The organism is Streptococcus mitis (genome assembly GCF_022137125.1).
Taxonomy (GTDB): Bacteria; Bacillota; Bacilli; order Lactobacillales; family Streptococcaceae; genus Streptococcus; species Streptococcus mitis_CE.
Window position 1 is genome coordinate 18,187 of sequence record NZ_JAKNEQ010000006.1, and the last position, 13,341, is coordinate 31,527.

Below are 13,341 nucleotides of genomic sequence, written 5' to 3' on the forward strand. Positions count from 1 at the left end.
TCCACACTACTTAACCAACTTCTTCATCTCATCAATACGTGCTACGGTCGCATCGTACTTGGCTTGGTAGTCGGCTTGTTTATCGCGTTCTTTTTGGACGACTTCTGGTTTGGCATTGGCTACGAAGCGTTCGTTAGAGAGCTTCTTACCGACCATGTCCAGTTCTTTTTGCCATTTAGCCAGTTCTTTGTCGAGGCGAGCCAATTCTTCTTCGACATTGAGGAGGTCTGCCAGTGGTAAGTAAATTTCTGCTCCTGTGATGACGCTTGACATAGCAAGTTCAGGTGCAGGGATGGTTGATGCGATTTCCAAGTGTTCTGGATTTGTGAAGCGTTTGATGTAGTTGACATTGCTGTTAAAGAAGGCTTCCAAGTCGCTATCGCTTGTCTTAACAAGGATGGTAATTGGCTTGCTTGGAGCTACGTTTACTTCCGCACGCGCATTCCGAACGGCACGGATCAAGTCTTTGAGACTTTCCACACCAGTATGAGCCGCAAGGTCTTCAAAGGCTGGGTTGACAGTTGGGTATTCTGCTGTAACGATAGAACCTTCTGAGATTTGTCCAAAGATTTCCTCTGTCACGAATGGCATGATTGGGTGGAGGAGACGAAGGATTTTGTCCAGAGTGTAAAGGAGAACAGAGCGTGTGATGACTTTCTCTTCTTCATTGTCGCTATAAAGGACTTCCTTGGTCAACTCAACGTACCAGTCCGCAAATTCATCCCAGATGAAGTTGTAGAGGATATGTCCAGCCACACCAAACTCAAACTTATCAAAGTTAGCAGTAGCTTTTCCGATAGTTTCATTGAGGTTGTGGAGAATCCAACGGTCTGTAACATTTCCAGCTTCCTTGTTAACCACTTTTTCGACATTGGCAGTTGCTTGCTCAAGGGTCAAACCTTCATTGTTCATGAGGATGTAGCGAGAGATATTCCAAATCTTGTTAATGAAGTTCCATGAAGCATCCATTTTCTCGTAAGAGAAGCGCACGTCTTGTCCTGGTGCAGAACCGTTTGAAAGGAACCAGCGAAGGGCATCGGCACCGTATTTCTCGATGACATCCATCGGGTCAATCCCGTTACCGAGTGACTTAGACATCTTGCGTCCTTGCTCGTCACGGATAAGACCGTGGATAAGGACGTTTTGGAACGGCTGACGACCAGTGAATTCCAAGGATTGGAAAATCATACGAGACACCCAGAAGAAGATGATATCGTAACCTGTTACCAAGGTTGATGTTGGGAAGTAACGTTTGAAGTCTTCTGAGTCGACATCAGGCCAGCCCATGGTTGAGAATGGCCAAAGGGCAGAACTAAACCAAGTATCCAAGACATCTTCGTCTTGAGTCCATCCGTCACCTTCTGGAGCTTCTTCACCGACATACATTTCACCCTCAGCATTGTACCAAGCAGGGATTTGGTGACCCCACCAAAGCTGACGAGAGATTACCCAGTCGTGGACATTTTCCATCCATTGAAGGAAGGTATCGTTGAAACGAGGTGGGTAGAATTCTACCTTGTCCTCTGTGTCTTGGTTGGCAATAGCATTTTTAGCCAATTGGTCCATCTTGACGAACCATTGAGTAGACAAGCGTGGCTCAACTACAACACCGGTACGTTCTGAGTGACCAACACTGTGGACACGTTTTTCGATTTTAACTAGGGCACCGATTTCTTCCAGTTTCTTGACAACCGCTTTGCGGGCTTCAAAACGATCCAGACCTGCAAATTCGAAGGCAAGCTCATTCATAGTTCCGTCGTCGTTCATGACGTTGACTTGTGGCAAGTTGTGACGTTGACCAACCAAGAAGTCGTTTGGATCGTGGGCAGGCGTGATTTTCACGACACCAGTACCAAACTCAGGGTCTGCGTGTTCGTCTCCAACGATTGGGATCAATTTATTAGCGATTGGAAGGATGACGTTTTTTCCAATCAAGTCCTTGTAGCGTGGATCTTCTGGATTGACCGCAACAGCTACGTCCCCAAACATGGTCTCAGGACGAGTTGTCGCAACTTCAAGGGCGCGTGAGCCATCTTCCAGCATATAATTCATGTGGTAGAAGGCACCTTCGACATCCTTGTGGATAACTTCGATATCAGAAAGGGCAGTGCGAGCAGCTGGGTCCCAGTTGATGATAAACTCACCACGGTAGATCCAGCCTTTCTTGTAAAGGTCCACAAAGACTTTGCGGACAGCTTTTGACAAACCTTCATCAAGCGTGAAACGCTCACGAGAGTAGTCTACAGAGAGCCCCATCTTGCCCCATTGTTCCTTGATAGTAGTGGCATATTCGTCTTTCCATTCCCAGACCTTATCGAGGAATTTCTCACGACCTAGGTCATAACGTGTAATGCCCTCTCCGCGCAAGCGCTCCTCAACTTTAGCCTGAGTGGCAATCCCCGCGTGGTCCATCCCTGGAAGCCAAAGGGTATCAAAACCTTGCATACGTTTTTGACGGATGATAATATCCTGCAAAGTCGTATCCCAAGCGTGACCAAGGTGAAGTTTACCAGTTACGTTTGGTGGTGGAATAACGATAGAATAAGGCTTAGCCTTTTGGTCTCCTGAAGGCTTGAAAACATCCGCATCAAGCCATTTTTGGTAACGACCAGCCTCAACCTCGGCTGGATTGTATTTAGGTGAAAGTTCTTTAGACATGTGTTTGTCCTTTCTCTATTGTATTCATTTTATTTTGAATTTGCTTAGCAGCTTCTTCTGCAGACAAATTCGTATTATTTATTTTAAAGTAGTGGTGCAGCTCATTCGGTTGATGTTGGGAATTTAATTGAAGGGTTTCAGTGATCTCTAAAATTTCTCTTTCAGATATCTCAATATGCCGTTTCAAGGGCTTGTGCTTCAACCGGTTCTCCGTTCGATTTCGACGTAAACGCTCTTCAAGACTTGTTTCCAACTCAACAAACAGAATCTCTTGATGAAAGTTATCCAATAAATCCTGAATTTGCTTTAAATACATCAGTTGGTACTGATTTGAAAAATCAATTACGTCAGTTAAAATTACTGATCTCTGATTTCTTGCACTTGCTCCAAGGAATGAAAAGGTGATTCCACGAACAAATTCCCACATTTCCTCTGTATAGTCCTGATAGATTTCTAGTGCAAAATCGATGGCTTGATGGTTATAAAATAGGGTAGCATCCGTCAGTCGAGATAATTCTTGACCAATGGTCATTTTTCCTGATGCTGGAGCACCAATGATGAAAAGATGCATCAAATCACCTCCCACTCACTCCTCAGCAAGCCATATATCAGGCTGTCACAGCGGTTGCCTCGAGTATCTTTGCGGTCTCTTATGCGAGCTTCAAGGGTAAATCCAAGTTTTTCTGCGACTCGTTGACTTTGGACATTGTATCCAAAACAAGTCAATTCAATCTTGTGAAGACCTAGTTCTCTAAAAGCTAGGTCAATCAAAGCTCGCGCTGCTTCTGGTACATAGCCACGGCCCCAGTAGTCTGGGTGCAAGGTATAGCCAATTTCTAGCACATCGTCCGCATGACGGTGATTGAAGTCAACAGAACCAATGACTTTATCGGTTCCTTTGACGACAATCCCATAGCCAGCTGGGAGATTTTCCTTTTGATTGCGATCGGGAAGGATTTGCTCCAGATAATAAATCTCATCTTCCAAGGTCTTGACTGGAGGAAAGCCTGCTGGATAAGCGACCTCTGGCAAACTAGCGTAGGCATGGATATCTTCAGCGTCAGTCACTGTACGAACTCGTAAGACGAGTCGTTCGGTTTCTAATCGTTCTAGCAATTCAGCTCTTGACATTCTTCTTCCTCGCTTTCTTGATAAAGCTTCCCATGGGATTGACTCGATCATCTAGATAACGATAAACGCGCTGGTGACCGTCCCCCATAAAGTAAGTCGGCGCAAAACGGTCATTTTTAAAATGTCCCTTATCATCCAAAAGTTCAGGATTAGCCAGTCGGTCCAGAATCTTAGCAAAGATGTGGCAGATTCCATCTTCTTCGATAATCCGATCCACCTGGCAATCCAAAACGACTGGACAAGATTCCAAAATCGGAGCATGAGTCTGTTCAGAAATCTCGTAGTCTAGTCCCAGGTGTTTCAGTTTCTCCCGATGACTGATAAAGCCGGCCTGCTCCATCGCAAGCATAGAAGTTTCATCAGGGATATTTACGGTGAACTTCTGATAGTACTTAATCTGATCAGCCGCATTTTCCTCAGCACCAACACCGATGACTAGCCAATCTCCCAGACTATAAGAGGAGCTGCAAGTTGTTATATTGTGTTCAAAATTCTGGTCCTGATACCCCAAAATGAAGATTGGAAAACCATAATAGAGTTTATTTGTTTTAAAAGATTGCTTCATAACAACCTCCTTTGACCAAAACGCAAAAGAAAAGCCCTGCCATCTATTATGACAGGGACGAATGTGCTTATCCGCGGTACCACCCAATTTCGGGCAGTTGCCCGCATCTTTGTTTATTTCATTTTCATCCATTAGCAACCAGTTTTGACACATTTGTGGACTTCTCAGCACCGCCACTTTCTGTAAAATGCGAGATTCAAAACACCTCTAATGGCTCTATTGTAGCAAGATTTTTTCGGAAATGCAAGGCACAAGAAAGATTACTTGAACTTGATGCCATTTTCTTTCAATTTCTTGATGGTGGCTGGTCCGATTCCTTTCAAGGCAAGGAGTTCTTTTTCAGTCCAGTTTTTGAAATCTGACGCAGACTTGATTCCTTCATCATAGAAAGTTTTGGCACGGTCAAGTGGAAGTCCACCCAAGTTTGCTGCAAAATCTTCTACAGAATTGGCTACTTTTTGAGCTTGTTCTTTAGTTGCTTCTACTGCTTGTTCAACTTTTTTAGAAACAGCCTTACCAGCTTGGCTCGCTGACTGCTCAGCACGTTTTACGACTTTTTTTGTCTCTTCTACAACCTTAGTCACAGTACTTGAAAAAGCACCTGCACGACGAAGGCTATTTCGTAATTGTTTTTTACGATTGAGTTTCTTTGACATGATAAAATCCTTTCAATAAAAAACCCCTGCTCTGACAAGGATTTAATATAAATATTCTATCAAGATTTTAGTAAAAAATCAAGAATCTATCTCGTTTAATAATTTCGCTCACCAAACAAGCCTTCTGGCAAGTCATGGAATCCCTTGCCTGCTTTGAAGTTTTCAAACTTACCAAGCAAGAACTGATAAGCATCCAAGCGACTCTCATAGCGAATCATGGCATCTTTGGCACGCTCGTCTTGGTCTTCTTCGTAGACTTTTTGGCTTTCCTTGTGCGCCATGTCGTTGATCATGATTTGGGTATTGACCCAGGCTTCAAATTCCTTCATAAATTCTTGTTCGTAACTCATTTTTTCTCCTTATTCTAATCCACGGAAATAGTCCGTGTCAATCTCACGGTAGGGTTGAATATCCTGAACATACTCCAACACACCTTGGAATTCTCCCTCTTCATCGTGCACTGCAGCGTAGGTGATGTGGACAAACTTACCTCGCGACTCAGACTTGAACCACATTTCATACTTATCTTTGCTTCCTTCACGAAGCCCCTTCATGATGGTCTTGACCTTGTCCAAGTACTTAGGTGGATGGCAAAGTTCGACATTGCGCCCTACTTGGGACGGGGTCCGTTTGAAAATCATCTCATCAGCTGGCGTATTGTCATTATAATACTGGAAAATATCGTCTTTATTGACAAAGGTAATCTCCATGGGGAGGTGATTGAGGATGAGGTTGGCCTGCTCGACCGAGAGATAGCCATTGCCAAAAGCCTGTTGACTATGGCGGTCCAGCACTGTTTCCTTTTCCTTAGGGGTAAAGGTAATGGTGAACTGTCCTTCTGGCGTATCGATAACTTGCTGAACTTGGCCTTCTGTCGTATCTAGTTGTACGGGCTCCTCTGCACTCTTTTCCTCAACAAAACTCTGTCTTTCTGGCACCCATTTCTCAGACGGACGAATGATAGCATATCCATAGGCATCGCTCTCCTCCGCAATCTGAAGCCAGTCATCCTGAGTAAAGGATTCAAGGAGAATCATAAGAAGGATGGACTCTTCCTTGAAAATCATACTTTCAAACTCTGTCGCAAAGGCTTCAAAATCTTCCTTTACAGTGCTAATCGGCACTTCTGGTAGTGACTTGGCTGTCGCTAAAGCTGTTTGAAAGAGTTCCCTGATCTGATCATCCACTCCCCACATAACTTTAGGAGGTGAATCGTGACCATAGCGCTCCATGATGGGGAAAAAGAGCTCTTCCTTGCGCTGGTAGTGGATGTCAAATTGACCTACAAGTCCCATCTGACGCACCAAGCCCTTGCGCATCTCCGCCAGCATTTCCTCGTCTTCCATAGATTCATAAGTATCTAACAATCTCCGAATGCGAATCAAGGCCGCACGGAGGGCCAGATTTTCTTCCTTAAAGACCCGAACTGGGTGACCTGGATGCTCGGTATCCTCTACTTCGACACCTTTAATAGCATTTTTAAAAAGATTGGCATGGACATCACAGAGTTCCATGACATCTTCAAAGGTGACACCTGAGTCTGAGTTCATCAGCTCATGCTCCATGAGGGAAATCTCGATGGCTGAGACACCCGCAAAGGTCGCATCAAAACGCTCCTGAACCGACTCAGGAGAGGCACCATTGTGCAATTCTAACAAAATATCCCGCAGGACATGAATCCGTTCATCTGCCATTAGTCTAACCCAATCACTTCGTAGCCGTTTGCTTCCAGCGTGCGGACAATCTTGTCCATAGGAGTTCCTTCCAGCTTAGAACCTTGTTTGAGTGATACTTTACGACCAACAGTATTGCGCATCAAGGGATTGGCAAGGGGTTTAAAACCAAGCTCCACTAGGATTTCCAAGACTTCTGGATGCTTGTCCACTACTTCTGCAACAGGAATTGACACATCGATGATATTGTCCATGATGACCTCCATTGTATGTTCTAAAATGATTTTACTGCTTATATTATACCATATGGAGAGAGATTAAAAAACTAGCAGTGGAGTTCCTGCTAGTTCTCTGCGACTTGAATTACGACCTAAAAAAGTTTAAAGAGCCAATCCAATATTTTAAATAATAGCTTGTAAAACAGCAATTGGACTGCAAAAGAGATGATCATCCACAGGAATTTCATAATTCCAATAATCGGTTTGATAAAAATAATGGCAAGAAGTCCCCAGAAAAATTTCATTCTCTCTCCTCTGGCTTGATGAGCCACCGAGCCGTATCCATTAGCTTGTCTGCAATAAAGAGTTTCCCAAAACCGACAACGGCATTATCATCTTTCTTTATCGTTTTCATTACTTTTACACCTTGCATGGTCAAAATGTAATTACCATAAATTTTAGCAAAAGCTTTGATAGGCCCCATATTATCTTCCCTCGTTTAACTACACTTTCAAAATATTGAAGATACCAGTCTTGCTGGCTATTTCTGTGAAATTTACTCTTTTCATTTCCTATAATATCATACAAGTTGAATTTTATAAGGCTTTTTAATAATGTTTAACTCTGGAAAGATTCTGCCAGCATGTTTATTGCCTTTTCCTCCACCAAAAAAGAGGGTTGCCCCTCTTCTTAGTTCTTATCCAGATTTCGTAGCATTTCGTCAATCTTGTTTCCATACTCTATGGACTCATCTTTGACGAAGGTCAAATCTGGGATTTTGTACAATTTCAAATTGCGACCAAGTTCACGTTTGATAGTACCAGTTGCTTTTTCAAGCCCGATTTGGGCTTTTTGATTATCTGAAGCAAGGTTACTCAAAATGGTGTAGTAAACCTTGGCAACAGACAAGTCCCCCAGCATCTGAACATCTGTGATGGTCACGCCTTGGACACGCGGATCACGGACTTTCTTTTGCAAAATCTCATTAACTTCACGCTTGATTTCCATGCCCACACGATCCGTACGGAAATGATTTGCCATGATATTCCTTTCTCTACTTTGAACCAAAAGCTAGGCCAGCAGATCTAGCTATTTTTAAACTTCTTGATTTTTAATTCAAATTGAAACGAAGTTCAATTTGAACTCATCCGCTTCTTTCGCCGTTGTGAAAGTGATGGAACTGATTTATCAGTCCCATCACAGGGGATTTTTGAGACCCTAGGCTCAAAAATAAGCAATGAAACCATCGGTTTGCTTGCGTCCCTCACCACCTAAGAAAGGAGCAAAAAATCTTATCGTTTGATTTCTTCCATGACATAGGCCTCAATCACATCATCCATCTTGATATCATTGTAGCCATCGATCATCAATCCACCTTCACGACCGTTTGTAACTTCCTTAACGTCGTCTTTGTAGTGTTTCAAGCTTGCAAGTTCACCGTCATAGATAACGACACCATCACGGATAACACGGACTTTAGAGTCACGGGTAACCTTACCGTTGATAACCATGAATCCACCGATAGTTCCCACTTTAGACACCTTGAAGGTTTCACGAATAACTGCTTCACCGATAACTTTTTCTTCAAATTCTGGATCAAGCATTCCTTTCATGGCTTCTTCCATCTCTTCGATAACCTTGTAGATAATGCTGTGAAGACGGATTTCCACATCGTCAGCTTCTGCTTGTTGACGAGCTTGTGGTGTAGGGCGTACGTTGAAACCAACGATGAAAGCATTTGAAGCTTCAGCAAGAGTCACGTCAGATTCGTTGATGGCACCGACAGCCGAGTGAACAATGGTCACTTTGACACCTTCCACATCGATCTTTTGAAGTGATGCAGAAAGGGCTTCAACTGAACCTTGTACATCAGCCTTGATGATAACGTTAACAGATTTGAGTTCACCAGCTTTAAGGGTATCAAAGAGGTTTTCAAGGCTGACACGTTGGGTAGCTTGACGTTGTTTCATGAGGGCACGTTTGGCACGCTCTTCACCGGCTGCACGCGCAGATTTTTCATCCTCGTAAACGGCAAAGTGGTCACCCGCCATTGGCGCTTCGTTCAAACCTGTGATAGAAACTGGTGTTGATGGTCCAGCAACTTTAACACGACGACCAAGGTCATTGGTCATAGCACGGACACGACCGAAAGTATTTCCGACAACGATTGGGTCTTGAACATTCAAGGTACCTTGTTGCACAAGAAGGGTTGCAACCGCACCTTTTCCTTTATCCAAGCGCGCTTCGATAACTGTACCAATCGCACGAACTGTTGGGTCTGCCTTGAGTTCTTGGATTTCAGCCACAAGAAGGACTGTTTCCAACAATTCTTCGATGTTTTGGTTGAATTTAGCCGAGATTTCAACAAATTCAGAATCTCCGCCCCAAGCTGTTGACATAACTCCATGCTCTGCCAATTCACCGATAACACGTTCTGGGTTGGCACCTGGTTTATCAATCTTGTTAATGGCTACGATGATTGGAACGTTAGCTGCTTTTGAATGGTTAATGGCTTCGATAGTCTGAGGCATAACCCCGTCATCTGCCGCTACGACCAAGATAGTAATATCGGTAACAGAAGCACCACGCGCACGCATTGATGTAAAGGCCGCGTGTCCTGGTGTATCAAGGAAGGTAATCTTCTTGCCATTTTCCACGATTTGGTAGGCACCGATATGCTGAGTGATACCACCCGCTTCACCTGTCGCAACACGAGAGTTACGAAGGGTATCTAGGAGTGTTGTTTTACCGTGGTCAACGTGTCCCATGATAGTTACAACTGGTGGACGCTCAACCAATTCATCTTCATTGAGATAACCATCTTCGACAAAGAAACGTTCGATGTCGGCATTATCCACTTCAACTTTTTGTTTGGCTTCGATACCATAATCCACCATGAGGAGTTCAATTGTTTCCCCATCCAAAGATTGGTTTTGTGTGGCCATGACACCCATCATAAAGAGTTTCTTAACGATTTCAGCTGGTTCACGTTTGATACGTTTTGCGATTTCCGCAACGGTCATACCATCTGTATATTCAAATTCTGTTGGCAATTCATGGAATTTACGCTCCGTAACAGGTTTTGGAGTCTGATTGCGGTTGTTCTTGTTATTGCCTTTTTTGTTCTTTTTGTTGTTATTCCAGTTACTATTTCTTTGATTTCTCACTTGATTTTGACTACTTCGATTCTTTTGTTGTTTTCTAGGACCATCTTCTTCGTGATCATAATCATCACGTTCTTTGTCTGGTCGAGCTTGTTTTTTACGACGTGTATCCACTGGTGCTTCTTTAGCTACAGGAGCTGTTTCAACCACTGCTTGAACTTGTTGCGCTTGTTCAGCTAACTTAGCAACTTCTTCAAAGATTTCCTCTGGCTCCTTGCGTTTATTAGCTTGGGCCAAGGCTTCTTTGGCAGCCTGAGTCTGCTTGAAACGTTCCTCACTTGAACGGGCATATTCTGCATTTTGCTCTGCTTTTAAGGCTGCTGCACGGGCTTTAAAGTCAACACGTGGAGCCGCTTGATGTGGACGTTTATCCTCTTGTTGACGGCGCTCATTACCACGATTTTGCTGACCTTGCTGTTTCTTAGCTTGGTCGTTAAAGCGACGATTGTCGCGGTTGCCTTGACCTTGTTTTCCACCATTGCGACCGTCGTTTTTCTGACGGTTTCCATTTTGTTGTTGGTCACGGTTATTGCCCTTATTTTGCTTGCGTCGTTCTGCCTGCTCTTTGGCACGAGCTTCACGCTCAGCCTTAAAATTACGGCTTTGCGGTTTAGTTGCTACTTTTTCTGCCTTCGGAGCGACTGGCTCAACCGGTTTTGCCTCTTCCTTAGCTACAGCTGGTTTAGCTGGCTCAGATTTTTCGGCTTTCTTTTCTGCACTTGCTTTTGGTGCTGCAGGTTTTGCTTCTGCTTTCTGAGCAGCTGCAGGCTTAAAGCTGGCAGCGATTTTTGCAGCGACAGCTTCTTCCACACTTGATGAGTGGCTTTTCACATCCAAGCCCAACTCTTTTGCACGCGCTACAACTTCTTTACTTTCTTTTCCAAGTTCTTTTGCGATTTCGTACAATCTTTTCTTAGACAAATCATGTCCTCCTCTTCTATTCCATAAGAGACCTCATTTTCTTTGTAAATCCAGCATCTGTTACAGCCAAAACCTTTCTCGATTTTCCGACTGCTATGCTTAATTCCAGTGTTGAAAACACGGTTACAATTTCTACTTGATAATAATGACTTTTATCTTGAATCTTCTTGGTCAGATTGGGTCCAGCATCATGAGCTAGAAAGACCAACTTGGCCTTGCCATCTTGAATGGCTTTAACCACCAATTCTTCACCCGATATGATACGCCCTGCTCGCTGAGCAAGTCCCAAGAGATTGCTTATCTTTTGCTTATTCAAGTCCTAACTCTCTTCTTTTCACTTTGTGATCCACATAAGCGATCAACTCATCATAAAAGCTTTCTTCCACTTCCATGTCAAAGCTACGGTTAAAGACCTTCTTCTTTTTTGCCTCTAGGGCTTCAGCATTGTCTAGCTTGATATAAGCGCCGCGGCCGTTGGCCTTGCCTGTCGGATCGATAAAGACTTGTCCTTCCTTGTTCTTGACAATGCGGAGCAAATCACGCTTATCAATCACTTCATTGGACACAACAGACTTGCGCAAAGGGATTTTTCTCGTTTTCATCTTTCCCTCCTCTAGCAGCTTTTATTCTTCTACAGTATCGTTTTCTGCTTCCAAATCTACTGAACCAGCTTCTTCCATGGCTTCAAATTCGCTAGCAGACTTGATATCGATACGGTAACCAGTCAAGTGAGCCGCCAAGCGAACGTTTTGCCCACGACGACCGATAGCAAGAGAAAGCTTGTTATCTGGTACAACCACCAAGGCACGTTTGCTGTCGTTTTCGTCAAAGATAACTTGGTCAACTTCAGCAGGAGCAATGGCATTGTAGATAAATTCAGCTGGATCTGCTACCCACTCGATAACGTCGATGTTTTCTTCGATTGGCACCATACGGTCGCTCTTGGCATCGTAACGAGCTGGGTGGAATTTGCTAGTAATCTTCTTGATATTAGCACCACCACGTCCAACGATTGTACCGATAGCGTCCACGTTTGGATTATGGCTACGAACTGCAACCTTAGTACGGTCACCAGCTTCACGGGCCACGCTCATGATTTCAACAGTTCCATCATAAACTTCTGGAATTTCTTGCTCCATCAAGCGTTTGATCATTTCTGGATGGCTACGGCTAACAAAGACGTTGACACCGCGAGGGTTGTCTTCAACCTTGTAGACATAAACTTCGATACGATCATGAGAAGCAAAAACTTCACCAGGAATTTGGTCTTGTTTTGACAATTGGGCTTCGATGCTGCCGAGGTTGACATAGATAAAGCGGTTGTCAAAGCGTTCTACAGTACCAGACATGATTTCTTGTTCATGCTCTTTGTAAGTATTGTAAGTGATGGCACGTGTTTGCTTGCGCATTTTTTCCATGATGGTTTGTTTGGCAGATTGGGCTGCTACACGACCAAACTCAGCAGGTGCTTCTTCAAACTTGATTTTGTCACCAAGTTCATAGGCTGAATTAATGGCAAGAGCATCTTTCAAGCTGATTTCCAAACGGCTATCAAATACTTCATCAACCACTTCACGGACAGTATAAACGGTAAAGTCACCTGTTTTTTCGTTGAAATCAATAGCTACGCTGTCTGATTGACCATAGCGTCTGCGATAAGCGGAACGAAGCGACTCTACTACTGCGTCGATGATATCTTCTTTTTTGATTCCCTTGTCTTCTTCCAAAATGCGGAAGGCCTCTAGCATTTCTTTACTCATGTTTTCTTCACTTTTGAATCCTCAAAAGCTATCCTTTCTTTTTCTATAATTTAACTGCTAAACGTGCTTTTGATACTAAACTATATGGAATTTGGACGGTTTTCTTACGCGTCTTGTCCATATATTCCATGGTCAACTCGTCCTCTTCAAAGGCCAACAAGGTTCCTTCAAAGACCTTTTGCTTATCGATGGCTTGGTAGAGCCCGACATGAATGTATTTCCCAACCGCTCCAGCGACAGCATCCTTGGTTTTCAAAGGACGTTCCAAGCCTGGACTGGTGATTTCTAGGAAATATTGTTCTGGGAAGGGATCTGGCTTGATGGTGTCTAAGACAGGACTGATAATTTCTGTCAAGTCTGCCGTGTCGTTCAAGGTAATTCCTTCAGGTTTATCTACAAAAATACTGAGAATCATGTCACTGCCAATCTTTCCATACTCGATATCCACGAGTTCGAAAGGTGCTTGGATGACAGGTTCTACAACTTCTCTGACTAATTCTACGATTGTTGCGATTGCGTCCACCTCCTCATAAGCAAGAGGCGAAGATATTTCCCCGCCTCTCTTTTCATATTCTTACTCTTAGTATAGCACGTT

General features: G+C 43.7%; 15 protein-coding genes. All 15 read right to left on the reverse strand.

From position 1 onward, the window contains the following. Window positions 1–6: 6 nt before the first annotated feature. A complete protein-coding gene (locus L0P31_RS06260) occupies window positions 7–2,658 on the reverse strand; it encodes a valine--tRNA ligase (protein ID WP_238096200.1) in 2,652 nt (883 codons plus the stop codon). Beyond that, entirely contained in the window at window positions 2,651–3,229 is a 579-nt protein-coding gene (locus L0P31_RS06265; RefSeq protein ID WP_214615150.1) for an AAA family ATPase, read from the reverse strand. The genes L0P31_RS06260 and L0P31_RS06265 overlap by 8 nt, the downstream gene beginning before the upstream one ends. After that, window positions 3,229–3,789: a GNAT family N-acetyltransferase gene (locus L0P31_RS06270; RefSeq protein WP_238096202.1), complete on the reverse strand. Its 561-nt coding sequence runs from the start codon at window positions 3,787–3,789 to the stop codon at window positions 3,229–3,231. The genes L0P31_RS06265 and L0P31_RS06270 overlap by 1 nt, the downstream gene beginning before the upstream one ends. Beyond that, entirely contained in the window at window positions 3,776–4,354 is a 579-nt protein-coding gene (locus L0P31_RS06275; RefSeq protein ID WP_238096204.1) for a flavin reductase family protein, read from the reverse strand. The genes L0P31_RS06270 and L0P31_RS06275 overlap by 14 nt, the downstream gene beginning before the upstream one ends. 260 nt (window positions 4,355–4,614) lie before the next feature. Then, on the reverse strand, window positions 4,615–5,010 hold the full coding sequence (locus L0P31_RS06280) for a helix-hairpin-helix domain-containing protein (RefSeq protein ID WP_000038635.1): 396 nt from the start codon (window positions 5,008–5,010) through the stop codon (window positions 4,615–4,617). 95 nt (window positions 5,011–5,105) lie between these two features. Beyond that, complete coding sequence (locus tag L0P31_RS06285; RefSeq protein WP_000119707.1) at window positions 5,106–5,360, reverse strand: DUF1912 family protein; 255 nt, start codon at window positions 5,358–5,360, stop codon at window positions 5,106–5,108. A 9-nt stretch (window positions 5,361–5,369) separates the two neighbouring features. Next, window positions 5,370–6,704, reverse strand: a complete 1,335-nt coding sequence (locus L0P31_RS06290) for a DUF438 domain-containing protein (protein WP_238096206.1) — start codon at window positions 6,702–6,704, stop codon at window positions 5,370–5,372. Next, window positions 6,704–6,937, reverse strand: a complete 234-nt coding sequence (locus L0P31_RS06295) for a DUF1858 domain-containing protein (protein WP_000368739.1) — start codon at window positions 6,935–6,937, stop codon at window positions 6,704–6,706. Before L0P31_RS06295 ends, L0P31_RS06290 begins: the two co-directional genes overlap by 1 nt. A 265-nt stretch (window positions 6,938–7,202) precedes the next feature. Next, entirely contained in the window at window positions 7,203–7,385 is a 183-nt protein-coding gene (locus tag L0P31_RS06300; protein WP_238096208.1) for a hypothetical protein, read from the reverse strand. A 206-nt stretch (window positions 7,386–7,591) separates the two neighbouring features. Then, window positions 7,592–7,942, reverse strand: coding sequence for a 30S ribosome-binding factor RbfA (gene rbfA / locus L0P31_RS06305; RefSeq protein ID WP_001273601.1), 351 nt, complete (start codon window positions 7,940–7,942; stop codon window positions 7,592–7,594). Between the two features lie 251 nt (window positions 7,943–8,193). Next, window positions 8,194–10,986, reverse strand: a complete 2,793-nt coding sequence (gene infB, locus L0P31_RS06310; protein WP_238096211.1) for a translation initiation factor IF-2 — start codon at window positions 10,984–10,986, stop codon at window positions 8,194–8,196. A gap of 16 nt (window positions 10,987–11,002) precedes the next feature. Beyond that, a complete protein-coding gene (locus L0P31_RS06315) occupies window positions 11,003–11,302 on the reverse strand; it encodes a YlxQ-related RNA-binding protein (RefSeq protein WP_001041390.1) in 300 nt (99 codons plus the stop codon). Continuing rightward, complete coding sequence (gene rnpM / locus L0P31_RS06320) at window positions 11,295–11,588, reverse strand: RNase P modulator RnpM (RefSeq protein ID WP_000857557.1); 294 nt, start codon at window positions 11,586–11,588, stop codon at window positions 11,295–11,297. Before rnpM ends, L0P31_RS06315 begins: the two co-directional genes overlap by 8 nt. 21 nt (window positions 11,589–11,609) lie before the next feature. After that, window positions 11,610–12,746, reverse strand: a complete 1,137-nt coding sequence (gene nusA / locus L0P31_RS06325; protein WP_000032285.1) for a transcription termination factor NusA — start codon at window positions 12,744–12,746, stop codon at window positions 11,610–11,612. A 43-nt stretch (window positions 12,747–12,789) separates the two neighbouring features. Next, window positions 12,790–13,269 carry a ribosome maturation factor RimP gene (gene rimP / locus L0P31_RS06330; protein ID WP_000338691.1) on the reverse strand — a complete coding sequence of 160 codons (480 nt, stop codon included), beginning with the start codon at window positions 13,267–13,269 and terminating at the stop codon, window positions 12,790–12,792. Window positions 13,270–13,341: the final 72 nt, after the last annotated feature.